At 62.5% G+C, this 24,674-nt stretch carries 21 protein-coding genes and 1 other RNA gene; 11 read left to right on the top strand and 11 right to left on the bottom strand.

The genetic code is table 11. The features are described from left to right. The first annotated feature begins 77 nt into the window (after positions 1 to 77). On the top strand, positions 78 to 1,052 hold the full coding sequence (locus P3T25_RS08485) for an NADPH:quinone oxidoreductase family protein (RefSeq protein ID WP_154567868.1): 975 nt from the start codon (positions 78 to 80) through the stop codon (positions 1,050 to 1,052). 99 nt (positions 1,053 to 1,151) lie between these two features. On the opposite strand, the gene P3T25_RS08480 is transcribed toward P3T25_RS08485, so the two are convergent. From P3T25_RS08480 to ffs, 8 genes are all read right to left on the bottom strand, one after another. After that, the gene (locus tag P3T25_RS08480; RefSeq protein ID WP_093632649.1) at positions 1,152 to 1,976 is read right to left on the bottom strand and encodes an ABC transporter permease; all 825 of its coding nucleotides are present in this window, start codon (positions 1,974 to 1,976) and stop codon (positions 1,152 to 1,154) included. A gap of 136 nt (positions 1,977 to 2,112) precedes the next feature. Further along, positions 2,113 to 2,925 (bottom strand): ABC transporter ATP-binding protein, encoded by an 813-nt coding sequence (locus P3T25_RS08475; protein WP_429357876.1) that lies wholly within the window; start codon positions 2,923 to 2,925, stop codon positions 2,113 to 2,115. 105 nt (positions 2,926 to 3,030) lie between these two features. Beyond that, a complete protein-coding gene (locus tag P3T25_RS08470; RefSeq protein WP_429357875.1) occupies positions 3,031 to 4,068 on the bottom strand; it encodes an ABC transporter substrate-binding protein in 1,038 nt (345 codons plus the stop codon). A 47-nt stretch (positions 4,069 to 4,115) separates the two neighbouring features. Continuing rightward, positions 4,116 to 5,354 (bottom strand): CaiB/BaiF CoA transferase family protein, encoded by a 1,239-nt coding sequence (locus P3T25_RS08465; RefSeq protein ID WP_429357874.1) that lies wholly within the window; start codon positions 5,352 to 5,354, stop codon positions 4,116 to 4,118. A gap of 122 nt (positions 5,355 to 5,476) precedes the next feature. Continuing rightward, positions 5,477 to 6,073, bottom strand: a complete 597-nt coding sequence (gene recR / locus P3T25_RS08460) for a recombination mediator RecR (protein WP_063496327.1) — start codon at positions 6,071 to 6,073, stop codon at positions 5,477 to 5,479. Between the two features lie 269 nt (positions 6,074 to 6,342). Continuing rightward, a complete protein-coding gene (locus P3T25_RS08455; RefSeq protein WP_007182071.1) occupies positions 6,343 to 6,669 on the bottom strand; it encodes a YbaB/EbfC family nucleoid-associated protein in 327 nt (108 codons plus the stop codon). Between the two features lie 63 nt (positions 6,670 to 6,732). Further along, positions 6,733 to 9,507 carry a DNA polymerase III subunit gamma/tau gene (gene dnaX, locus P3T25_RS08450; protein WP_429357873.1) on the bottom strand — a complete coding sequence of 925 codons (2,775 nt, stop codon included), beginning with the start codon at positions 9,505 to 9,507 and terminating at the stop codon, positions 6,733 to 6,735. Between the two features lie 206 nt (positions 9,508 to 9,713). Next, positions 9,714 to 9,812: signal recognition particle sRNA small type (gene ffs / locus P3T25_RS08445), an RNA gene on the bottom strand. Positions 9,813 to 10,256: 444 nt separating this feature from the next. Between ffs and trxA the strand changes: the two genes are divergently transcribed. The 8 genes from trxA to P3T25_RS08405 all read left to right on the top strand — a co-directional run bounded on the left by trxA (position 10,257) and on the right by P3T25_RS08405 (position 19,235). Next, positions 10,257 to 10,583, top strand: coding sequence for a thioredoxin TrxA (gene trxA / locus P3T25_RS08440; protein ID WP_054039468.1), 327 nt, complete (start codon positions 10,257 to 10,259; stop codon positions 10,581 to 10,583). A 236-nt stretch (positions 10,584 to 10,819) separates the two neighbouring features. After that, the gene (gene rho, locus P3T25_RS08435; RefSeq protein WP_006048863.1) at positions 10,820 to 12,088 is read left to right on the top strand and encodes a transcription termination factor Rho; all 1,269 of its coding nucleotides are present in this window, start codon (positions 10,820 to 10,822) and stop codon (positions 12,086 to 12,088) included. A 208-nt stretch (positions 12,089 to 12,296) separates the two neighbouring features. Beyond that, positions 12,297 to 12,848 (top strand): MerR family transcriptional regulator, encoded by a 552-nt coding sequence (locus P3T25_RS08430; protein WP_429357872.1) that lies wholly within the window; start codon positions 12,297 to 12,299, stop codon positions 12,846 to 12,848. After that, positions 12,845 to 14,401 (top strand): MFS transporter, encoded by a 1,557-nt coding sequence (locus P3T25_RS08425; RefSeq protein WP_429357871.1) that lies wholly within the window; start codon positions 12,845 to 12,847, stop codon positions 14,399 to 14,401. The genes P3T25_RS08430 and P3T25_RS08425 overlap by 4 nt, the downstream gene beginning before the upstream one ends. Positions 14,402 to 14,416: 15 nt before the next feature. Next, positions 14,417 to 15,250: a zinc-dependent peptidase gene (locus tag P3T25_RS08420; protein WP_429357870.1), complete on the top strand. Its 834-nt coding sequence runs from the start codon at positions 14,417 to 14,419 to the stop codon at positions 15,248 to 15,250. Positions 15,251 to 15,511: 261 nt separating this feature from the next. Beyond that, on the top strand, positions 15,512 to 15,778 hold the full coding sequence (locus P3T25_RS08415) for a type B 50S ribosomal protein L31 (protein ID WP_154564764.1): 267 nt from the start codon (positions 15,512 to 15,514) through the stop codon (positions 15,776 to 15,778). A 317-nt stretch (positions 15,779 to 16,095) separates the two neighbouring features. Then, positions 16,096 to 17,853, top strand: a complete 1,758-nt coding sequence (locus P3T25_RS08410) for an ArnT family glycosyltransferase (RefSeq protein ID WP_154564766.1) — start codon at positions 16,096 to 16,098, stop codon at positions 17,851 to 17,853. Positions 17,854 to 17,855: 2 nt separating this feature from the next. Next, a complete protein-coding gene (locus P3T25_RS08405; RefSeq protein WP_171929180.1) occupies positions 17,856 to 19,235 on the top strand; it encodes an MATE family efflux transporter in 1,380 nt (459 codons plus the stop codon). Between the two features lie 255 nt (positions 19,236 to 19,490). Here P3T25_RS08405 and P3T25_RS08400 read toward each other — a convergent pair whose 3' ends face one another. Next, on the bottom strand, positions 19,491 to 19,919 hold the full coding sequence (locus tag P3T25_RS08400) for a carboxymuconolactone decarboxylase family protein (RefSeq protein ID WP_154564770.1): 429 nt from the start codon (positions 19,917 to 19,919) through the stop codon (positions 19,491 to 19,493). After that, the gene (locus P3T25_RS08395) at positions 19,871 to 20,380 is read right to left on the bottom strand and encodes a MerR family transcriptional regulator (protein ID WP_154564772.1); all 510 of its coding nucleotides are present in this window, start codon (positions 20,378 to 20,380) and stop codon (positions 19,871 to 19,873) included. Before P3T25_RS08395 ends, P3T25_RS08400 begins: the two co-directional genes overlap by 49 nt. Positions 20,381 to 20,683: 303 nt before the next feature. Here P3T25_RS08395 and P3T25_RS08390 point away from each other — a divergent pair, with 303 nt between their 5' ends. Both P3T25_RS08390 and P3T25_RS08385 read left to right on the top strand, forming a co-directional pair. Further along, positions 20,684 to 21,280: a ComEA family DNA-binding protein gene (locus P3T25_RS08390; RefSeq protein ID WP_154564774.1), complete on the top strand. Its 597-nt coding sequence runs from the start codon at positions 20,684 to 20,686 to the stop codon at positions 21,278 to 21,280. Next, a complete protein-coding gene (locus tag P3T25_RS08385; RefSeq protein WP_429357939.1) occupies positions 21,202 to 21,885 on the top strand; it encodes a YidB family protein in 684 nt (227 codons plus the stop codon). Before P3T25_RS08390 ends, P3T25_RS08385 begins: the two co-directional genes overlap by 79 nt. Before the next feature lie 168 nt (positions 21,886 to 22,053). On the opposite strand, the gene clpB is transcribed toward P3T25_RS08385, so the two are convergent. Then, a complete protein-coding gene (gene clpB / locus P3T25_RS08380; RefSeq protein WP_093632636.1) occupies positions 22,054 to 24,651 on the bottom strand; it encodes an ATP-dependent chaperone ClpB in 2,598 nt (865 codons plus the stop codon). Positions 24,652 to 24,674: the final 23 nt, after the last annotated feature.

Raw genomic sequence — 24,674 nt, 5'->3', positions numbered from 1 at the left:
AACAATAAAAACGCACGGTCGTGCGGATTGTTTTACACTCAGAATGGTTGCGAACCCCTGATCGATATGGAGACACGATGCGCGCGATTCGCTGTAATCAATATGGACCGCCGGAAAGCCTGGTCGTCGAAAATCTGCCTGACCTCGAGCCGCCGCCCGGCCACGTCGTGATCGACGTCAAGGCCGCGGCCGTCAACTTTCCCGATGTGCTGATCATCGAGAACAAATACCAGTTCAAACCGCCCCTGCCCTTTACGCCCGGCTCGGAAGTCGCGGGCGTCGTGCGTGCGGTCGGCGCCGGTGTGACGCAGTTCAAGCCGGGCTCTCGGGTGGTCGCGTTTACCGGCTCGGGTGGCTTTGCCGAGCAGGCGCTGGCGCCGGTCACGGCGTGCGTGCCGCTGGCGGACGGCGTCGACTTCGAACTGGCCGCCGCGTTTACGCTCGCCTATGGCACATCGCATCATGCGGTGGTCGATCGCGGCCAGTTGAAGGCCGGCGAGACGATGCTGGTGTTGGGCGCGGCGGGCGGCGTCGGACTCGCCGCGGTCGAAATCGGCAAGGCGCTCGGGGCACGCGTGATCGCGGCGGCGTCGACCGACGAAAAGCTCGCCACCTGCGTGAAGCACGGCGCGGACGCTACCATCAACTACAGCACCGAAGACCTGCGCGAACGCATCAAGGCGTTGACCGACGGCAAGGGTCCGGACGTGATCTACGATCCGGTCGGCGGTGTGTATGCGGAACCGGCGTTTCGCAGCATCGGCTGGCGCGGGCGTTATCTGGTGGTCGGCTTTGCGAACGGCGAGATCCCGAAGTTGCCGCTCAACCTGACGCTGCTCAAAGGCGCGAGTCTGGTCGGCGTGTTCTGGGGCGACTTTGCAAAGCGCGAGCCGCAACACAATCACGCTGCGTTCGAGCAGATGACCGGCTGGATCGGTGAGGGCAAGCTCAAGCCCTATGTGTCGGAACGTTATTCGCTCGAAGACACCGGCCGCGCGTTGCGCGATATGGCGGAGCGTCGGGTGATCGGGAAGGTGGTGATTACGCCTTAAGCGCAATGCGCTGGCGCTCCTTTGAGCGGCAAGAAAACCAAAAACGGCGTGCGGTTTAAAACCGCACGCCGTTTTTGTTAAGCCTTTGGGAATGTGGCGCTACAGCTTTTCCGTATCACCCGACTTCGGCTGCCACTTCATCAGCCGCCGCTCGCCAATCCCGACAATGGCATCGAGAATCAGCGCGAACGCCGTTAACACCAGAATCCCGGCAAACACTGTGTTGATATCGAAGGTGCCTTCGGCTTGCAGAATCAGATAGCCGACGCCGCGCGCCGAGCCGAGATATTCCCCCACCACCGAGCCGACGAACGCCAGGCCCACCGACGTGTGCAGGCTCGAAAACACCCAGCTCATCGCACTTGGCAGGTAGACAAAGCGCAGCAATTGCTTGCGATTCGCGCCGAGCATGCGCGCGTTGGCAAGCACGACCGGGCTCACTTCCTTCACGCCCTGGTAGACGTTGAAGAACACGATAAAGAACACCAGCGTGACGCCCAGCGCCACCTTCGACCAGATGCCGAGGCCAAACCACACGCCGAAGATCGGAGCGAGAATCACGCGCGGCATCGAGTTGGCGGCTTTGATGTACGGATCGAACAGCGCGCTCGCGAGCGGCGACAGCGCAAGCCACAGACCGACGCCGAGCCCGAGCGCGGTGCCTAGCACAAACGCGAGCACCGTTTCGACCAGTGTGATCCACAGATGCAGATAGATTTCGCCGCCCGTGAACCACTCCCAGATGCGCTGCAGCACCTTCTGCGGCTCGCCGAAGAAGAACGCGGCCTTGTTTGGGTCGTCGAAATAGAACGCCGGCAGCAAGGTCGGGCTGGTCAGCACGTACCACAGTACGAAGCACAACACGAGCAGCAGCCACTGCCAGATCACCAGGTTCGCCCGGTTCGGGCGCAACGTCTTCCACATGACTCGGTTTGCCTTAGACGATTGATCGACGCCAATACGGGACGCAACAAACAGGACTTAACTACGGATATCCGTACGTGCCGCCACTTCGCAGCAACTACACAACGCAACGACACGACGCAACTACGCGCCCCGCTTAAACAGCCGTGAGTTGCTGCTGATAACCCTTGAGCACCTCATCGCGCAGCACGCTCCAGATCTGTGCATGCAACTCGACGAAACGCGGATGCGCGCGGATTTCGGCGACATCGCGCGGGCGCGGCAGATCGATTGTGAATTCGCCGATCGGATGCGTGCCCGGCCCCGCCGACAGCACCACCACGCGGTCGGACATCGAGATCGCTTCGTCGAGATCGTGCGTGATGAACAGCACCGCTTTGCGTTTCGCCGCCCACAGGTCGAGCAACTCATTTTCCATCAGCTGACGCGTCTGGATATCGAGCGCGGAAAACGGCTCGTCCATCAGGATGATGTCCGGATCGAGGATCAGCGTCTGCGCCATCGCGACGCGCTTGCGCATGCCGCCCGACAGTTGATGCGGATAACGGTCGCCGAAACCGCCGAGGCCCACGCGCTTCAACCACTCGTCGGCTTTGCTGCGCGCTTCGGCCGGCGGCACGCCGTGAAATGCGAGCCCGGCCATCACGTTGTCGATAGCCGAGCGCCACGGCATCAGCGCGTCGGCCTGGAACATATAGCCGGCGCGCCGGTTGATGCCCTTGAGCGGTTCGCCGAACACACTGATCGTTCCCGACGACGGTTCCAGCAACCCCGCGCCGACGTTCAACAAAGTGGATTTGCCGCAACCGGTCGGGCCGACCACCGAGACGAATTCGCCCGGCGCGATGCGCAAGGTCGTGTCCTTGACCGCTGTATAGCGCTGCGCGCGGTTGTCCCGCGCTGCGAAGGTGCAGGTGATGTTGTCGAGCGCCAGGGCGGCAACGGTCATCGTTCGACTCGCTTCGAAGATCGATTTCGGTTTGTCATGTCGTCATGACAACGGTGGTCGAGGCGAATGCGGCACGTGCCGTCCTTCGCCCCCTGCTGACGGTACTCAGGCCTTGACCGTGGCCAGTGCTTTCTTGACGAAGTCGTTGGTCCACGTCTTCGACAAATCGATCGGCTTGCCCTGCACGTTCGGGTCGAACGCCTGCAGGGTTTTCAGCGACGTGGCCGGGCCGTCGGCAGGCATCAGACCGTCCGGCGACATGGCCTCCTTCACGTGCTGCCACGCGTCCAGATACACCGCGCGGTCGCCGAGCAGATAGCCTTCCGGCACGGTATTGATCAGCTCGCTGCCGGTTGCCGTTTGCAGCCACTTGAGTGCGCGCACCATCGCATTGGTCAGCGCCTGAGTGGTGTTCGGATTCTTCGTGATGAAACTCTGCGACGCGTACAGACACCCCGCCGGCATGTCGCCGCCGAACACGCTGCGCGTATCGGCCAACGTACGCGTGTCCGACACGACGCGAATCTCGCCGGTGCGTTCGAGCTTGGTCATCACCGGGTCGAGATTGGCGATGGCGTCGATCTGCCCCGACTGCAGCGCCGCGATGGCACCCGCCCCTGCGCCCACCCCGATGAACGAGACGTCTTTCGCGGTCAGTCCGGCTTTCGCCAGCACGAAACTCGCCATGATCGAAGTCGACGAACCGGGCGCGGTCACGCCGATTTTCTTGCCTTTCAGATCGGCGATCGACTTGTAGTTCGGCATCGCCTTCTTCGACACCGCAAGCACGATCTGCGGGGCACGACCTTGCAGCACGAATTCGCGGAACGACTGCTTTTGCGCCTGCAACAGCAAGGTGTGCTCGAACGCGCCGGAAACCACATCCGCGCTGCCGCCCACTGCCGCCTTCAGCGCTTGCGAGCCGCCGGCGAAATCCGAAATTTCGACGTCGAGTCCTTCGTCCTTGAAGTAATTGCGACGCTCGGCAATCGTCAGCGGCAAGTAATAAAACAGGTTCTTGCCGCCGACGGCGATCGCCACCTTGGTGGTTTCGGGCTTGCCCTGTGCGAAAGCGAACGGCGTGGCAGCGAACGTGGCGCCCGCGAGCGCCGCGCTACCGGCGAGGAAGGTTCTGCGTTGCATGGTCTCTAGTCTCCGAACTTTTGTTGTCTTTTTTGCCGCGCGCTCACTTACACAATCTGTTGCGCATGCAACCTTGCAATGTGGTCAGAATCATAACCCAGTGATTGAAGGACTTCATCGGTATGTTCACCCAGTTCCGGGCCTAGCCAGCGCGTCTCGCCGGGGGTTTCCGAGAGTTTCGGCGTCACCGACGGCAGCGTGATCTCCTGACCGTCCTGCCATTTGAAGCGCTGGATCATCTGGCGCGCCATGTATTGCGGATCGGTGAACATGTCCGCGACGCTGTAAATCCTGCCGACCGGCACGTCGGCGGCGTTCAGCACGGCGAGCGCTTCGTCGATGGTGCGCGTGGCGAGCCACGCGGCGATCGCGCCGTCGATTTCCTGGGTACGCGGCACGCGGCCGTCGTTGTGCGCGAGCGCTGGATCGTTCGCCAGATCTTCGCGTTCGATAGCGATCATGAGGCGCTTGAAGATCGGGTCGCTATTGCCGCCGATGACGATGCTGCCATCGCGGCACGGATAGGTGTTCGACGGTACGATCCCCGGCAGCGACGCGCCGGTGCGCTCGCGCACCATCCCGTACACGCCGTACTCCGGCACCACGCTCTCCATCATGTTGAAAACCGCTTCGTACAGCGCGACGTCGACGACCTGCCCTTTACCGCCATTCACCTGCTTGTGATGCAGCGCCATCAACGCCCCGATCACGCCGTGCAGCGCAGCAATCGAATCGCCGATCGAAATGCCGATGCGCGGCGGCGGCAAATCCGGATAGCCGGTGATGTGGCGCAAGCCGCCCATCGATTCGGCGATCGCGCCGAATCCAGGCCGGTCGCGATACGGCCCGGTCTGGCCGTAGCCGGACAGACGCACCATCACGAGCCCGGGGTTCTCCGCCGACAGGACGTCATAACCGAGCCCGAGCTTCTCCAGCAAGCCCGGCCGGAAATTTTCGACGACGATGTCAGCTTCTTTCGCCAGACGCCGCACGATCTCCTTACCCTCTTCGGCTTTCAGATTGATCGTGACGGATTTCTTGTTGCGCGCCTGAACGGCCCACCAAAGCGACGTGCCGCCGACCTCCGGATAAAGCTTGCGCCATTTGCGCAACGGGTCGCCGCCTTTGGGATCTTCGATCTTGATGACATCGGCGCCGAACTCGCCGAGAAAGCGCGCGGCGAACGGGCCGGCGATCAGCGTGCCGAGTTCGAGCACCTTGACGCCGGCGAGCGGGCCTTTCGGTGTGGCGATGACGTTGGCGCTGTGATCGGGATTGACGCTCATGTGTCTCCTCTGTGTTCTGTGCTTGCCTCGGCGCGGCGCGGCTGGACGTGTTGCGGAGCGGTCCTGCCCGGCGCGCTCGGGTATTGCAGGCGCCGCGACATGGCGCTGCCGGTTACGTCGCGCTACATCGAGCGCCGGTCGAGCATTGCGCGGGCGATCGTGCCGGCGTCGACATACTCGAGTTCGCCGCCCACCGGTACGCCGCGCGCGAGGCGCGTCACGGCAAGACCGCGCGCCTTGAGCGTCTGCCCGAGGTAATGTGCGGTGGCCTCGCCTTCGTTCGTGAAATTGGTTGCGAGCACGACTTCCTTGACGATGCCATCCGACGCACGCTTGACCAGGCGGTCGAAATGGATCTCCTTCGGGCCGATGCCGTCGAGCGGACTGAGCCGCCCCATCAGCACGAAATAGAGGCCGCGATAGGTCATCGTCTGTTCGAGCATGATCTGGTCGGCAGGCGTCTCGACGACGCACAACAACGCAGGATCGCGCTCCTCATCGAGGCAGACCTCGCAGATCTGCGCTTCGGTAAAGGTGTTGCACTTCTCGCAGTGCTGCAGATGTTCAGTCGCGAACAGTAGCGAACGGCCGAGCTTCTCGGCGCCGTCGCGATCGTGCTGCATCAGGTGGTACGCCATGCGTTGCGCGGATTTAGGCCCGACACCGGGGAGCACGCGCAGCGCTTCGACGAGCGCCGACAAGGCGGAAGGTTGTTTCATGCGGATCGGCGGTGTCGAAGTGGGTGTTGCCCGGTATGGCCCGGTATGCGGGTGGCGATGCGGTTATTTCTGGTTGTTGCTATCAGCTCGACAACAGATCGGGCAGGCGTGCCCGACGATCGAACTGAACTGAACTGAACTGCACCGATGCAAACTTGCGCGCACCGGGAACTGCGAACTGAGCAGGTATTTGAACGAGCCCGGCTCGCGTACTCAACTCATGCCGCGGTCAAAGCCGCGGCATGAGCCCCTTCCTGCAGCGACGTCGCTCAGAACGGCAGCTTGAAGCCCGGCGGCAGCGGCAGACCCGAGGTCATACCGCCCATCTTTTCCTGAGCGGTGGCTTCGGCCTTGCGCACGGCGTCGTTGAACGCAGCGGCGACCAGGTCTTCCAGCATGTCCTTGTCGTCGGCGAGCAGGCTCGGATCGATCGATACGCGGCGCACGTCGTTCTTGCAGGTCATCGTCACCTTGACGAGACCGGCGCCCGACTGTCCTTCGACTTCGATCAATGCAAGCTGCTCCTGCATCTTCTTCATGTTTTCCTGCATCTGCTGGGCCTGCTTCATCAGCCCGGCGAGTTGGCCTTTCATCATGGACATGCTCCTTCTTGATAGCGTGAAATCCGGAAAATCGGGTGCGCCGCAAGGCGCGGCGAATCAGTGAGCGGACGGCGCGCCATTCGGGCCGGCGTCCTGCGTAATCGGGCGGATCGAACCGGGCACGATGCTCGCGCCAAACTCGCGAATCAGCGACTGCACGAACGGATCAGCGCCGATTTCGCGCTCCGCTTCCTGCTGGCGCTGGGCGCGCATGGCGGCGTCGTGCGCGGCCGCCGTGCGGCGCGCCGGGCCGACTTCGACCAGGACGTCGACGTTCCGGCCGAGCTTTTCCGCGAGCGCGGCTTTCAGTTTAGCGACCTGCGAGGCTTCCGCGTACTGCGGCACCGGCACGTTCAGCTTCAGCGTGTTGCCTTCGAGTGCCATCAGTTCGCTGTTGAACGCGAGCTGATACGAAATGCCCTTGAGCGGCAGGTCGACTGCGAGCGCGGGCCAGTCGCCCTGGAAACCCAGCGAATCGAGCGGCACGGCGGGCGGCAACGGCCGCTTGTCGACCACCGGTGCGGGGGCCGACGCAGGCGTGGCGTTCACGCGGACGTCGTCGGGTCCGCTGTCGAACACCGGCGTGTAGTTGTCGTCCGGCAGGCCGTAATAGCCTTCGTCCGCCGCCGTGAGCGGCATGTATTCGTCGGGCGGCATGTCATCCCACGGCGCGCTCGACGAGCCGTTCTGCTCCGAGGCTTGCGGCGACGGCGCACGTGCCGCCGGAGCGGCGTCCTGTTGCGGCGCGCGGCGCGGGGCGCCCGGTGTCGGCACATTGACGACCACGCGGGGGGCGGCAGGCTTCGGCGTGGCCGGGGCTGCTGCGGGCTTGGCGGTGGAGGCTGCTGCCGTAGCGCGGCCACGGTCCGACGACACTTTCAGGCCGGCGCTGCGCAATACATTGAGCGCGTCGCTCGCACCGCCTGCTCGGCGCGGCGGGATGTCGGCTGCGGGCGGCGATTCTTGCGATGCTCTCGCGGGCGCGGCCTCTTCTGCCCGTGCGGACGCGGCTGCGGCTGGAGCAGCGAGTGGAGACGCGGGAGGCGATTCCTGAGGCGCGGCGGCAGCCGGTGCTTCGTTCCAGGCTGACTCGGTGGGCGCGTCGTCCCACGGTGCCAAGACCGGTGCAGCCGCTATTTTCGTTGCTGCGATCGATTCGGCCGTCGATGCCAAGGCCGGCGCTACCGCTATTTTTGTCGCCTCGATCGATTCGCTCGCTTCGGCCGCCGGTGCCAAGGCCGGTACAGTCGTTACTTTTGTTGCTTCGGTCGCCGGTGCCGAGGACATCGCTTCGGGCATCGGGGCCGCTTGGGGCGCGCTCGTGTCCGTAGGTGCAGGCGCCGGATCGCTCAGAACCGGTTCGGCGGACGCTTCTTCCTGCCACGGCGCTAAAGCCGGTGCGGCAATGACGTCAGCCGCAGCGGGCGCAGGCGTCGCGCTCACTTCGCCAGAAGCGCGCGCGGATGCAGACTTGGAAACAATCGACCCTTCACCAATAGCTGGCTTCGGCGCGTCCGCATTTCCAGCAGGTTCCGACGACGCCACGTGCTGCGAATCCGGCATCGTCGTCTTCGCTTCTACCACGTGATTTGCGGAGCGCACCGGCACGGCAGCGGCTGCTTCAACAGCACGCGACGACACCACCGCCTGTTGCGCAGCGACCGCCGGCGAGCCGGCGCGTTTAGCTCCACCCGCCCCCGCCGGCCCTGCCGCTCGCGCCGAAGCCGCGCCACCACCACCTCCGGTGGGCGCCGGCTCGAACGCCAGCATGCGCAACAGCGTCATCGTGAAACCAGCGTATTCGTCAGGCGCGAGACCCAGTTCGCTTCGGCCGATAGTCGCAATCTGATAGAACAACTGCACCTGCTCGGCGCTCAACGCTTCAGCAAAACGACGTAGATCACCCGCTTCCGGCCACTCGTCCAACACCGACGACGGCGCGAACTGCGCCCACGCGATTCGGTGCAACAGACTCGCCAGATCCTGCAACGCCGTCGAAAACGACAGGCTGCGCAGCGCCATCTCGTCCGCGACCGACAGCACGGCGGCGCCGTCACCATCGGCAAGCGCGTCGAGCAGGCGAATCAGATAGCTTTGATCGAGCGCGCCGAGCATGCCGCGCACCGCTTCTTCATTCACCTGATTGGCCGAATAGGCGATCGCCTGATCGGTCAGCGAAAGCGCGTCGCGCATCGAGCCGTCGGCCGCGCGCGCGAGCAGGCGCAATGCCTGGGCGTCGAACGGCACCTTCTCTTCGCCGAGAATGTGCTCGAGATGCGACACGATATGCCCGGCCGGCATCTGCTTCAGATTGAACTGCAGACAGCGCGACAGCACCGTGACCGGAATCTTCTGCGGATCGGTGGTAGCAAGAATGAATTTGACGTGCGAAGGCGGCTCTTCCAGCGTCTTCAACATCGCGTTGAAGGCGTGGTTGGTCAGCATGTGCACTTCGTCGATCATGTAGACCTTGAAGCGCGCATCGACCGGCGCGTAAACCGCACGCTCCAGCAGCGCCGCCATTTCGTCGACACCGCGATTACTCGCCGCGTCCATCTCGACATAATCGACAAAGCGGCCTTCATCGATCTCGCGGCACGCGCGGCACACGCCACACGGCGTGGAGGTCACACCGGTTTCGCAATTCAGCGCCTTGGCGAAGATGCGCGACAGCGTGGTTTTGCCGACGCCGCGGGTGCCCGTAAACAGATAGGCATGATGCAGACGGCCACCGTCGAGTGCGTGCGTGAGCGCGCGCACCACGTGCTCCTGTCCGACGAGCGAAGCGAAATCCTTCGGCCGCCATTTGCGTGCGAGAACTTGATAGGTCATCCGGAAATTGTATCAGTAACGATGGCGCGCAAAACCGAATCGAGACGGCGCGCGAACGCGTGTTGCCGCTTCATTGAAACAGGCTAACGGACCGATAGAAAAAAATAGATGAAGCGCGCGAGAAATGCCACTGCGGCGTCTGTGTGACAGCGCTTGGGGTAAACAGGAGATGGGACGTACGGCAGAGGAAAAACAGAAAAAAGGAAGGTGACGAGCCTGACCCTCGGCACTGGTGGAAAACGGCTGTGGCTGCTTCGTTCCCGACCTGACCAGGTTGACCATCCCTCCATGCGAGGAGGCCCGTCACGAAACATTCTATCACCGCTTGGCCCGTCGCGCGACTGTTAATACGACCAAACTGACATCGACGCGCCGAATCAGGCGCCTCGTACCATATAGACAATCCCCTCGAATGACGCGTCCGGGTCACTTGAGTTTGCGCTGCCTGCCACCAGATAAGCTGCGTCGCGGTTACCAGAACGTAGCGGTACCTCACCGGCAGCCGTTGGCCCCACTGCCCTTGATGAGTACTATCACCACCGGCAACGCATAGCGAATTAAGCTAAACTGCCGTACGGATGACCCGCAGACGCGAGCTTTCCGCGCATTCCGGAATGGGTCTTTCGACCATTTCAAGCGTGCGCAGGTAAGGCTCCGATTGCGGCAAAGCGAACGGAAGTTTCCCTAGATTTTGACGTATCGTGGCGAGCAATTCAGGCGGGCCTCGAACCGATAGAGGTATTCATACAATGAGCGAATCAATCAAGCATATTAGCGACGCATCGTTCGAACAGGACGTCGTGAAATCCGATAAACCCGTGCTGCTCGATTTCTGGGCTGAATGGTGCGGTCCGTGCAAGATGATCGCGCCGATCCTCGACGAAGTCGCGAAGGATTACGCCGATCGCCTGCAAATCGCCAAGATCAACGTCGACGAACATCAATCGACGCCGGTCAAGTTCGGCGTGCGTGGCATCCCCACGCTGATCCTCTTCAAGAACGGCGCTGTCGCCGCGCAGAAGGTCGGCGCATTGTCGAAGTCGCAACTCACCGCGTTCCTCGACGGCAACCTGTAAAACGGTCGCATCGGCGCGCTCCAGATCCTCAGGACCTTCAGGCGCGCTGCGATAGGCGTGTTGTCCGGCGACAACACGCTTAATAAGAAAGATGCCATGCCGCCGCACTGGCGGAAATTGGCGTGTGCTATGCTAGAATCCGCAAAACGTCGAAAAGACGTGTAAGTCCTTGAGCGGTTCCGCTCACTCTCCTCCCAGATTTCATTTCGTCGCACCTTCTCCTGCGGGTTCTCCGTATGCATTTATCCGAGCTTAAGACTCTGCACGTGTCCGAATTGATCGAGATGGCCAATGGCCTCGAGATCGAAAGTGCAAACCGCCTGCGCAAGCAGGAATTGATGTTTGCCATTCTAAAAAAACGAGCCAAAACGGGCGACACGATCTTCGGCGACGGCACGCTCGAAGTGCTGCCGGACGGCTTCGGCTTCCTGCGCTCGCCGGAAACCTCGTACCTCGCCAGCACGGACGATATTTACATCAGCCCGTCGCAAATCCGCCGCTTCAACCTGCACACGGGCGATACGATCGAAGGCGAAGTGCGCACGCCGAAAGACGGCGAAAGGTATTTCGCGCTGGTCAAGGTGGACAAGGTCAACGGCCAGCCGCCGGAAGCCTCGAAGCACAAGATCATGTTCGAAAACCTGACGCCGCTGCACCCGAACAAGGTGCTGCTGCTCGAACGTGAAATGCGTGGCGAAGAAAACGTCACGGGCCGCATCATCGACATGATCGCGCCGATCGGTAAGGGCCAGCGCGGCCTGCTGGTTGCGTCGCCGAAGTCCGGTAAGACCGTGATGCTGCAGCACATCGCGCACGCCATCAAGCAGAACCACCCGGATGTCGTGCTGTTCGTGCTGCTGATCGACGAACGCCCGGAAGAAGTGACCGAAATGCAGCGTTCGGTGGCCGGCGAAGTGATCGCCTCCACGTTCGACGAACCGGCTGCACGTCACGTGCAAGTCGCCGAAATGGTGATCGAAAAAGCCAAGCGCCTCGTCGAAATGAAGAACGACGTGGTGATTCTGCTCGACTCGATCACGCGTCTCGCGCGTGCGTACAACACCGTCGTGCCGGCCTCGGGCAAGGTGCTGACGGGTGGTGTCGACGCAAACGCGCTGCAACGTCCGAAGCGCTTCTTCGGCGCGGCGCGCAATATCGAGGAAGGCGGATCGCTGACCATCATCGGTACGGCGCTGATCGAAACCGGCAGCCGCATGGACGACGTGATCTACGAAGAGTTCAAGGGCACCGGCAACATGGAAGTGCACCTGGAGCGTCGCCTTGCTGAAAAGCGCGTCTATCCGTCGATCAACCTGAACAAGTCCGGCACGCGCCGTGAAGAACTGCTGATCAAACCCGAAGTCCTGCAAAAGATCTGGGTGCTGCGCAAGTTCATTCACGACATGGACGAAGTCGAGTCGATGGAATTCCTGCTCGACAAGATTCGCCAGACGAAGAGCAATTCCGAGTTCTTCGACATGATGCGTCGTGGCGGCGGCAGCTAAGGCTTAAGCCGCTAGGCTGCGCCAGAAGTAACCAACCGCTCCGCATAAGAAAACCGCTCGCTGCAAACGAGCGGTTTTTTTTCGCCCGCGGCATCTGCAACCATACACAGGCACCGCGCTCATCCAAATGCAGACGATTCTGCCAACCTGAACGTGAACGTACACGTTGTACTATAATGCGGTTAGTCCATCCAGCCCGCAAACTCTTATGTCAAAGGACTCGCCCACGCTGCTGACCGTGCGAGACGCCGCGGAGCGCCTTGGCGTCACACCACGCACGCTGAAATACTACGAGGAGCGCGGCCTCGTTTCGCCGAGTCGGAGCGAGGGCCGTTATCGTCTGTACGACGAAGAAGACCTCAAACGCTTCGGCCGCATTTTGCGTTTGCGCTCACTCGGTTTCTCGCTGCATGGCGTCACCGAGATGCTCAAACGCCCGCTCGAAGCAGTCGAGGGCGGCCACCGTTACTCGCAGGAATCGCTGCAGCAGATTCATGACGCCCTCGCGCAACAGGTCAGCGCCCTCGACACGCGCATTGAAGCGATGCGCCGCGAACTCAAGGAAGCACAGAAGCTGCGGACCGAGTTGGCGCCCGACCTCGAATATCTCGAGCGCCGCCTCGCAGGAGAAAACGCCGACGTTCTGCTCGAGCAACGGCGCAACGCGCGCGCCGCGGCGGCGGCGGGTCCGTCCGCGAAACGCCGGAAGACGCAGGATGAAGCAGCACCCGATGCCGCAGAGCCTGACAAATCCGCATGAGCGCCACGTCTTCTCGCGTACCGTTGTTTAGCGCCGCAAAACTGCGCGGCGATTTTTTCCCGTGGGTACTGGCCGTCGTCACCGGCCTCGACTATTTCGACAACGCGATCTTTTCGTTTTTCACCAGCTACATCGCGGGCGGCATCAACGCGTCGCCGGATGAACTGGTATGGGCGTCGAGCGCATATGCGGTGGCGGCCGTGCTCGGCATCCTGCAGCAACAATGGTGGGTCGAGCGTTTCGGTTACCGGCATTACGTCGCCGGCTGCATGCTGCTCTATTCAGTGGGCGCGATCGCCGCCACATTGTGCGAGTCATCGATCGAACTCGCATTCGCTCGCGGATTTCAGGGCTACTTCATTGGCCCGATGATGGGCACCTGCCGCATCCTGATCCAGATGAGCTTTACGCCGCGCCAGCGACCCTCGGCAACCCGCGCTTTTCTGGTGCTGATCGTGTTGAGCAGTGCGCTTGCGCCGCTGGTCGGCGGTCAACTGGTCGCGCATTTCGACTGGCGTGCGCTGTTCGCCTGCACCGCGCCGGTGGGTGTACTGTTTGCCATCCTTGCCCTGCTCGCACTGCCCGACACCGGCAACCGTCTGCCAAAAGAGCGCGGCGCGGCACACTTCTGGCCTTACCTGATCTTCGCGTTCGCGCAAGGCGCGCTGCAAATCGTCATGCAACAAGTGCGGTTCCAGATGTTCAGCGCCTCGCCGGGGCTGATTCTGCTGACGGTCGCGGGCATCGTCGCGCTTGGCTGGTTCGCGTATCAGCAATGGCATCATCCGGCGCCGCTGATGCGCCTGCACGCGCTGCGCGAAAAGGTGTTTCAGGTCGGGCTCGTGCTGTACATGTTCTACTACTACATCTCGACGGTGTTCAGCTATCTGACGTCGCGGTTTCTCGAGAGCGGCCTCGGCTATCCGGTCGAGAATGCCGGGCGACTGGTTGGCGTGACGTCGCTGATTTCGGCGAGCGCGCTGTTCGTCTACCTGCGCTACGCGAAGCTCCTGCCCCGCAAGAAGTGGATCATCGTGCCGGGCTTCGCGGTGGCCGCATTCGCCGCGGCATGGATGACGCGTATGTCGCCAGGCGTGGGCGAAGCCGCGCTGATCGTGCCGATGCTGCTGCGCGGCTTGCTGTTATTGTTCATCGTGCTGCCGGTCGCGAATCTGACGTTTAGAATCTTCGCCATTGAAGAATTCACGCACGGCTACCGGCTGAAAAACATCGTGCGGCAACTGACGATCTCGTTCGCGACGGCCTCCGTGATCATCGTCGAACAACATCGGCAGGCGCTGCATCAAGCTCGCCTCGCGGAATTCGTGAATCCGTACAATCCGTTGTTCCAGAATTCGCTCGCTGCGCTGACCAGCGGCTTCAGCGCAGCCGGCCGCTCGGCGTCCGAGGCGCATTCGCTTGCGATAGTGGAAATCAGCCGGACGGTTGCGCAGCAGGCGAGTTTTCTGGCGTCGCTGGACGGCTTCTACTTCCTGATTGGTATTGCGATATGCGGCGGCCTGTTCGCCGCGTGGCAAAAACAGATCGACTAAGGGTTTCATCAGGCCATGCTCTCGAAACTCACCCAATGGTTCGGCACGCGCCGCCGCGACCGCGCGCTGCGCAACTACGCGATCGAAGACGCGCTTTGGCAGGCCACGCTCGACGACCTGCCGTTCCTCGCTCACCTCGAGGCGCCGGATCGCGTGCGTCTGCGCCAGCTGACCAGCCTGTTCATCGCGCAAAAAGAATTTTCGACCGCGCACGAACTCGAACTGACCGACGCCATGACCGTGGCGATCGCCGCGCAAGCGTGTTTGCCGGTGCTGAACCTGAGCCTCGATCTGTATCGTGGATGGGTCGGCGTGATCGTCTATCCGGGCGAGTTCGTGATCCGCAAGACGGTCGAGGACGAAGACGGCGTGGTGCACGAGGTCGAGCAGGACGCGAGCGGCGAAGCGTGGGAAGGCGGCCCCGTCATCCTCTCGTGGGAAGACGCGCAGATGACGGACGGCTCGGACGCCTACAACGTCGTGATTCACGAATTCGCGCACAAGATCGATATGCTGACCGGCGAGGCGGACGGCCATCCACCGCTCATGCGCCGCTGGCATGCGCCGCTCGACTCGCAGGCGTGGGCCGACGTTTTCGATCATGCTTACGACCACTTCTGCGCCAAAGTCGACGCTGTGCCGGAGCGCCGCTGGGCACGTTTCGAGCGCGATTCGCTGATCGATCCGTATGCGGCAGACCATCCATCGGAATTTTTTGCCGTTTGCAGCGAGGCGCTGTTCGTCCAGCCCCAGGCCTTCGAGGCGGAGTATCCCGAGCTATACCGCTTGCTGGCTCGGTATTACCGCCAGGATCCGGCGCGCGTCGGGCTGGCATTCGCTCCGACCTGACGCCCGCCGCCGCGCAAGCGCCCGCCAGACAAGGGCTTCCGCCCCGCCTGCCCACCCGATACGAATCGGCGCGGCGGCACCAAAAACGTGGCGAAAACGAGGCAAACGGCTGCCAAAAAGCTAGCAGAAAGGTCGTCAAGCGACTGATTTTCTGGCATAATCGCCGTTTTTCGACCATAGGCAAGTGGCTCGCGCCTAGATGCTGTCCGCATTCGTAGCGGCTGCTCGCGGGTTGGCTACCGCCAGATTAAAGGAAAGACCATGAAAGAAGGCATTCACCCGGATTACCGCGAAGTCCTGTTCGTCGACATGTCGATCGACTTCAAGTTTGTCACGCGCTCGACCATCCAGACGCGTGAAACCGCCGAATTTAACGGCAAGACCTACCCGCTCGCCAAGATCGAAATATCGTCGGAATCGCATCCGTTCTACACCGGCCAGCAAAAGATCATGGACACGGCAGGCCGCGTCGAGAAGTTCAACAAGAAGTTCGGCTCGCGCGCTACCGGCAAGGCAGCAGCGAAGTAATACGCGCCTCGTCGCCGGCCTTGGCCCGCAACGAAGCAGCAGCAAAAAAGGGCAGCGCGAGCTGCCCTTTTTTGTCTCCGCTTCTTCGTCGCGCTTGTTTGTCTCGCTTCTTTGTCCCCTTACCCCGGACGCCTGGTCGCACCCCGCCGCCCATTGCGACGCCGTGTTACAGGCACCCCAATGACGTTGCGAGCCATTACCAGCCGTGACGCGCATCGCACGGCACGACTACAATGCCGGATGCTCCAAATTGGCCATTCCCGCCGGACCATTCGTCCAGTCCCGGCTGCACCGCTTATCCGATATCCACACACCGCATGAGACCTGCCGTTCGCCTCACTGCCTCCGCGACCAGTGCGTTGCCGCGCTGGCTGCTGCTGACCATCTGTATCGTCTACGCATTTTTCGGCCTGTTCGGCCGGGATCCGTGGAAGAACGAGGACGCAGCCGGCTTCGGCGTCATGTGGACGATGGCCAACGGCAGCGCGCACGACTGGCTGCTGCCGAACCTGGTCGGCAAATACATGACGGAAGACGGCCCGCTCGGGTACTGGCTCGGTGCCAGCGCGATCCGCGCGCTCGCGCCATGGGTCGACGCGAGCAACGCGTCCCGCGTCTTCACGGGCCTGCTGTTTTGCGCCGGCTGTGCGTTCGTCTGGTATGCGGCCTACCTGCTCGGCCGGCGCGCCGAAGTGCAGCCGTTCAAGTATGCATTCGGCGGCGAACCGGAGCCGCGCGACTACGGCCGCACCCTCGCCGACGGCGCACTGCTGATCCTGCTCGCCTGCTTCGGCCTTGCCGAACGCGGCCACGAAACCACGCCGCAGCTCGTGCAGTTCTTCGGCATCGCCATGCTCGTGTACGGGCTCGTGCGGATGATCGACAAGCCCATTCAGGGCGCGCTGATCTGGGGCTTGGCGCTCGGCCTCGTGACCCTGTCAAGCAGCCCGGTGCTGGTCGGCGCGCTATTGCTCGGAACCCTGGCGATGGCGCTGATCGTGCGTGAAGCGCGCACGCGCTGGCTGCTGCTGGCCGGTTTGCCGGTGGCGCTCGTGCTCTCGGTCGCGTGGCCAATCGCCGCGCTCGCCGCCTTTCCCGACGACGCGGTCTGGTACCTGAACCAGTGGGTGCACGTCAGCCTGTCGTCGTTCGCCGGGCCGCCCGGCTCGGTGGCAGCCTACGCGCTCAAGAATCTGCCGCTCTTTACCTGGCCGGCCTGGCCACTGGCCCTCTGGGCGTGGTTCAGTTGGTCGGGCCTACGGCGCGCGCCGCACGTCGCGATTCCGCTGTCGGTGATCGGGCCGCTGCTCGTGCTGGTCGTGTTGCAGAGCCATCAGTCGAACCGCCTTTACATGCTGTTGCTGCCGCCGCTCGCGGTGCTGGCCGCCTTCGCGCTGCCCACGCTCAAGCGCGGCGCGATCAACGCGATCGACTGGTTCGCACTGTTGAGCTTCACGATCCTCGGCAGCTTCGTCTGGCTGGTGTACATAGCCGGACTGACCGGCTTCCCGCATCCGCTCGCACGCAACCTGGCGCGTCTCGCCCCGGGTTTTGCGCCGCAGTTCAAAGTCCTGTCGTTCGTGTGCGCGGTCGCCGTGACGATCTGCTGGTTCGTCCTCGTGCAATGGCGTCTCGCCCGTCATCCGAAAGTCCTGTGGCGCAGCGTGGTGCTCTCGAGCGCCGGCACGACGCTGATGTGGGTGCTGCTGATGACGCTGTGGCTGCCGGTGGTCAACTACAGCCGGACCTATAAGGACGTCGCCGAGCAGATCGCGAGCCATCTGCCGGAGGACTACACCTGCATCTCGCCGGTGCGCCTCGGTAACGCGCAGATCGCGACCTTCGCCTATTTCGGCGATATGCATTTCTCGTTCAATCAGGATTGCGACGTGATCCTGCGTCAGGACACCCAGGACTTCGGCGATCCGAGCGCCATGTCGGACTTCATGTGGAAGCTGGTGTGGGAAGGCCGCCGCGTAGCCGACCGCGACGAACGCTTCCGCCTGTACGTGCGGATCGACCGTCCGAAGCCGCCGGTCGTCAAACGCCGCAACTGGCATAAGAAGCCGGACTGAGCATGTTCGCCGACGTACGGAAAATCGCTGGACTCGCATGGCCCGTGCTGATCGGCCAACTGGCGATCATCGCGTTCGGCGTGATCGACACGGCGATGGTCGGCCGCTATTCGGCCGTCGATCTCGCCGCGCTCGGCCTCGGCTCGTCGATCTACATTTCCGTCTACATCGGTCTGACCGGCATCCTCACCGCGCTGCAACCGATCACCGCGCAACTGTATGGCGCGCGCCGCTACACGGAGATCGGCGAGGAAGTGCGCCAGGCCTTGTGGCTCGCGCTCGCATTGACCGTGATCGGCTTTCTGATTCTCTATTTTCCGGGGCGCGTGCTGCAGCTCGCGCGCGTGCCCGAGACGCTGCATGAGCGCACGGTCGCCTACCTGCAGATTCTGGCGTTTGGCTTGCCGGCCGGCCTTGCCTTTCGCGTCTATAGCTCGATCACCAATGCCGTCGGCAAACCGCGGCTCGTGATGATCCTGCAGATCGGCGCACTGCTGCTCAAGGTTCCGCTCAACACATGGTTCATCTTTGGCGGACTCGGTGTGCCGGCGCTCGGCGGACCGGGTTGCGCGCTTGCCAGCACCACGATCAACTGGGGGCTGGCCGTAGTGGGGATGCTGCTGTTAACGCGCGTCGACGTGTTCAAGCCGTTCGCGATCTTTGCCCACTTCTGCTGGCCCGTCTGGCGCCGGCAGGCGGCGCAACTGCGCCTCGGCATTCCGATGGGTCTGTCGTACCTGATCGAAGTCACCTCCTACACGTTCATGGCGCTCTTCATTGCGCGCTTCGGCACGACGACGCTCGCCGGCCACCAGATCGCCGGCAACATCGGTGCGGTGCTCTATATGACGCCGCTGGCGATCGGGATTGCCTCGTCGACGCTGGTCGCCCAGGCATTAGGTGCGCATCGCCCGGAAGCGGCGCGCACGCTGTCGCGGCACGGCATCATGATGGCTGTGGCGATTGCCTGCTGTTACGGCGTGATCGTGCTGGTGCTGCGGCCGTACGTGATCGAAGGCTATACGCCGAACGCGCAGGTCGCGGCGGCGGCGATGCCGCTGGTGCTGATCGTCGTGTGCTATCACCTGTTCGATGCGTTGCAGATCACCACCGCGTTCGTGCTGCGTGCGTACAAGGTGGCGGTCGTACCGACCGTTATCTATGCGGTTGCGCTGTGGGGCGTGGGGCTCGGCGGCGGGTATCTGCTCGGATTTAATGTCACGGGTTTTACGCCGGAATGGCTGACCGGCGCGCGCGGCTTCTGGGTCGCCAATACGGCGAGCCTGGCGATTGCCGGCATCGGTTTGCTGTTGTACTGGCGTGGTGTGAGCAAGCGGTATTTGGGTGCCGAGGCGGTGGTCAGGGTGGATTCGGCGGCTTGAGGAGGCTTGTTGGGCTCAATCGGCTTGCTGCCCTTGCCGGGCTTGCCGGGCTTGCCGGGCTTGCCGGGAGCATTCGACCGGATCGTGGGAGTTGGCTTGCAAGACCGCCGGAAAAGCCCCACCCATGCTAGCTGGGTTTTCCGGCCATATCCGCAGCGCGACGTCGAAGTGGCATGCGATAGCGGACCGTTAGTTGCATGTTGGACGCTGTAAAAAACGGCCGCACCCGGCAGCCGCCCGCCCTTCTCTCTTGTCTCAAGCCGCCTGCGCCTCTTTCGGTGCCTGCCGCTCCTCCAACGCCAGATCGCGCCGCTCGAAAATCTCCCGCGCCGCGAACAGCGCGTTCAGCGCCGCCGGGAAGCCCGCATAGAGCGCCATCTGCATGAACACCTCGACGATCTCCTCGCGCGTGCAGCCGACGTTCAACGCTGCCTCGATATGCACCTTCAACTGCGGTTGCGCACAACCGAGCGTCGCCAGCGATGCAATCGTCGCGATCTCGCGGGCGCGCAGGTCGAGTTGCGGCCGGCTGTAGATATCGCCGAAGCCGAATTCGATCACCAGGCGTCCGAAATCCGGCGCGATCGGCGCAAGCGCGGCGATCACCTGCTCGCCGGTCGAGCCGTCGATTTCCTTCAGTTTGTCCCAGCCTCGGGTGTAGCGATCGTTTTGTGCGTGTTCCATGGTGAGTCCTTGTCCGAATGCGAAAGTGATTGGGTTTCGTCGATCTGTCGTGTCGGATTGCTCGCGGCGGGCGTCCGCTCAACGGTTTGCTGCGCAGATGCTTCGTAGTAAGCGATTTTGTCGATGATCGCGCCGAGATTGCTTTGCAACTCGGCGATCCGCGCCAAAACGGCATCCCGATGCGCCACCAGCAAGTCGCGGCGCTCACCCACCGTAGACTGACCTTCTGTCCGCAGTGCCGCGAACGCCTGCATCCCAGCGATCGGCATACCGGTCGCCTTCAGGCGCATCACGATCTGCAGCCAGTCGAGATCGGCCGGCGAATACAGGCGATGCCCCGCCTGCGTGCGCCCGACCGCCCGAATCAGGCCGGCCTGCTCGTAATAACGCAGCGTATGGGTGGAGACGCCGATCGTTCCGGCGACCTCGCCGATGGTGAGTGCTTTTGACATTTTCGACATGACGGAACTCAGGTTAGGACTTCGAGTGCACTCTAAGTCAAGTGGAAGGCGCTGTCATTTATCCGCCTTGTCATTATTTACGGTGGATCGATAAACTCATAACTGCTTAATCACCAGGCAAAAGCTTCAAATATTGTCCAGCCTGATTTACTTGTCATGAATCGATCGGTATAAATCGTCGGCGTTCGCAAATAAGGGCGCGCAATTTGTTCTATGCTTAAGCGCAGCGCCTGCTGACAAGGTGCGTCGTCCCGAGTTTTCCCTTTGCGGCTAACTTTTTTTGCCCTCAATGGAGTGCTTGCCATGCTGAAGAAGCTTTTGATGCTTTGCGTTGCTTTGGCTTTGTCGCTGTCGGCCGGATTTGCGGCAGCCGTCGAAGTAAATTCCGCCGATCAGGCGGCGCTCGAATCGGTCAAGGGTATCGGGCCGGTGCATGCGAAAGCGATCATCGACGAACGCAGCAAGAACGGCCCGTTTAAGGATGCCGATGATCTCGCCACCCGCGTCAAAGGCATCGGCACCAAATCGGTGACCAATCTCGAAGCAGCCGGTCTGACGATCAACGGCTCGTCCACGCCGCCTACGGGCGCCAAGGCTGCCTCGAAATCCAGTAGCACCGCCAGCACCAAGGCGGCGCCTGCGGCCGCTCCTGCGGCGACTACCGCGGCCGCGACAACAACACCAGCGGCACCGGCTGCGCCTACCGAGGCATCCGGCACCAAAGCGTCGAAGTCGAAGAAGAAGAGCAAGGCCGCGGCGTCCGACGCGGCGGCTGCTTCCGCGCCGGCCACAGCGGCCGCTGCCAGCGCGCCGGCCGACGCATCCGGCACCAAGGCTTCGAAGAAGAAGGCGAAGAAGAGCAAGGCTGCATCGGCTGCGGCAGCCTCTGGCGGGGCGTAAATCGAGTTGAGTACCGGCCGCATGGCGGCCTCGCCGGTCACGCGCGATGCGCGCGTGATGCACACATAAGCGCGGCCCCGCTTCCGTCTACCTTCCTTCCACCGGCGCCGCGCGACCGCGCGGCGTTTTCACCCGCTGACTCGTCAAACACGGGTCGGCATTCAAGAGAGACCGTCATGAGCCTACTCGACACTATCGGTTCCCTGGTTGGCAAATCGCCTGAAGGCGGTGGCCAGCAAGCCCTCGTTTCAGCCGCGCTGGAATTCGTCAACAACCAGCCGGGCGGCCTGAACGGCCTGATCAGCAGCTTCAAGGAAAAGGGCCTCGGCGACGTCGTGTCGTCGTGGGTCGGTAACGGCGAGAACCAGGCGATCTCGCCCGACGCCCTGCACAGCGTGCTTGGGTCGGACGTCGTCACCAACCTCGCGGCGAAGGCCGGCGTGCAACCGGATCAGGTCACCGGTCTGCTGTCGCAGATTCTGCCGCACGTCGTCAACGCGGCGACGCCCAATGGTGAAGTGCCCGCCGAGGGCCAGGTGAACGCGAGCAGCGTGCTCGGCGCGCTCGGCAGTCTGTCGTCGCTGTTCGGGAAGGGCAACGCGTAACGCCGAACGTATCGGCCGCCGCCGCGCTGATCCGGGCGCACCGCGGCAAATAAAAAGGGCAACGAATCTTGATTCGTTGCCCTTTTTTCATTCGTCCGTCAGGGGCAGTTCACCACGTCCGCCCTGTCGGAGCTGCGATACGCGCCGCAGGGGTGACTAGAACACCACTTAATGCACGACGCGGTCGAACACCAGCTTGCCGTCTTCCACTTCGACCGGAATCACATCCTTCGGACCGAACTTGCCGGCGAGTATCAGCTTGGCGACCGGGTTCTCGATCTCCTGCTGGATTGCGCGCTTCAGCGGCCGCGCCCCGAACAGCGGATCGTAGCCGACCTTGCCGACGTGCTCGAGCGCCGCGTCCGACACCACCAGTTGCATGTCGAGCTTGGCAAGCCGTTCATGCAGACGCTGCAACTGAATCCGCGCGATCGACTGGATGTTCGAACGGTCGAGCGCATGGAACACCACGACGTCGTCGATCCGGTTCAGGAACTCGGGCCGGAAGTGCAGCTTCACTTCTTCCCAGACCGCGTCCTTCACCGCTTCCTGCGGCTCGCCGACCATCGCCTGGATCACCTGCGAACCGAGGTTCGACGTCATCACGATCACCGTGTTCTTGAAGTCCACGGTACGGCCCTGGCCGTCGGTCATGCGGCCGTCGTCGAGCACTTGCAGCAGGACATTGAACACGTCCGGATGCGCCTTCTCGATTTCGTCGAGCAGGATCACGCTGTACGGCTTGCGGCGCACGGCTTCGGTCAGGTAACCGCCTTCCTCGTAGCCGACGTAGCCCGGCGGCGCGCCGATCAAACGCGCGACGCTATGCTTCTCCATGAACTCGCTCATGTCGATGCGGATCAGATGATCTTCCGAATCGAACAGGAACGACGCCAGCGCTTTGCACAGCTCGGTCTTGCCCACGCCGGTCGGCCCAAGGAACAGGAACGAGCCATACGGCCGGTTCGGATCCGCGAGACCCGCGCGTGAACGGCGAATCGCATCCGCCACCGCGGTGATCGCTTCGTCCTGACCGACCACGCGGTCGTGCAGTTTCTCTTCGATCTGCAGCAGCTTTTCGCGCTCGCCCTGCATCATGCGCGAAACCGGAATGCCGGTGGAACGCGAGACGACTTCAGCGATTTCTTCCGCACCGACCTGAGTGCGCAACAGACGCGGACGCGTCGGGTTGTTCTGCTCCTTCGCTTCGGCCTGGGTCACTTCCTTCAACTGCGCTTCAAGACCCGGCAGCTTGCCGTACTGCAACTCGGCGACCTTCTCCAGCTTGCCTTCACGCTGCAAGCGAACGATTTCCGCACGCGTTTTTTCGATGTCTTCCTTCAACTGCGCGCTGCCCTGCACCGCCGCTTTTTCCGCGGTCCAGATTTCTTCGAGGTCCGAATATTCGCGATCCAGCCGCTCGATTTCTTCTTCGATCAGTTGCAGACGCTTTTGCGACGCTTCGTCCTTTTCCTTCTTGACGGCTTCGCGCTCGATCTTCAACTGGATCAAACGACGGTCGAGCCGATCCATCTCTTCCGGCTTCGAGTCGATTTCCATCTTGATCTTCGAAGCGGCTTCGTCGATCAGGTCGATGGCCTTGTCCGGCAAAAAACGATCCGTGATGTAGCGATGCGACAGTTCGGCTGCCGCGACGATCGCCGGGTCGGTAATGTCGACGCCGTGATGCAGCTCGTACTTTTCCTGCAAACCGCGCAGGATCGCGATGGTCGCTTCGACCGACGGTTCGTCGACCAGCACCTTCTGGAAGCGGCGCTCGAGCGCGGCGTCTTTTTCGATGTACTTGCGATATTCATCGAGCGTGGTGGCGCCGACGCAATGCAGTTCGCCGCGCGAAAGCGCCGGCTTGAGCATGTTGCCGGCGTCCATTGCGCCTTCGGCCTTGCCCGCACCGACCATCGTGTGAATTTCGTCGATGAAGACGATGGTCTGGCCTTCGTCTTTCGCGATGTCGCTCAGTACGGCCTTCAGGCGTTCTTCGAACTCGCCGCGGTACTTCGCGCCGGCCAGCAACGCCGCCATGTCCAATGACAGCACGCGCTTGCCCTTGAGCGTTTCCGGCACTTCGCCGTTGACGATACGCTGCGCGAGGCCTTCGACGATCGCGGTCTTGCCCACGCCCGGCTCGCCGATCAGCACCGGATTGTTCTTGGTGCGGCGTTGCAGGATCTGGATCGAACGGCGAATTTCGTCGTCGCGGCCGATCACGGGGTCGAGCTTGCCGGCCCGCGCACGCTCGGTCAGGTCAACGGTGTACTTTTTCAGCGCTTCACGCTGGCTTTCGGCGTCCTGGCTATGCACTTGCGAACCGCCGCGCACCGCCGCGATCGCGCTTTCCAGCGACTTGCGCGACAGGCCATGCTGGCGCGCCAGACGCCCGGCCTCGCCTTTGTCGTCGGCAACCGCGAGCAGGAACATCTCGCTCGCGATGAACGTGTCGTTGAGTTTTTGTGCTTCCTTGTCCGCCTGGTTCAGCAAGCCGGTCAGTTCGCGGCCGATCTGCACGTTGCCGTCGGTGCCCTGTACCTGCGGCAGGCGCGTGATGGCATCGTTCAGCGCGGTTTGCAGCGCCTGGACATGCACGCCGGCACGCGAGAGCAGCGAACGCGCCGACCCGTCCTGCTGGGCGACGAGCGCCGAGAGGACATGAACCGGTTCGATGTATTGATTGTCGTGACCAACGGCCAGACTCTGCGCGTCGGCCAGTGCTTCCTGGAATTTAGTAGTAAGTTTGTCGATTCTCATCAAGAGACCTCCAATTTCAATTA

It is taken from the genome of Paraburkholderia sp. GAS32, from assembly GCF_050434225.1.
Lineage (GTDB): Bacteria > Pseudomonadota > Gammaproteobacteria > Burkholderiales > Burkholderiaceae > Paraburkholderia > Paraburkholderia madseniana.
The sequence above is the reverse complement of the archived record's forward strand: the minus strand, read 5'-3'. Positions and strand labels throughout refer to the sequence as shown.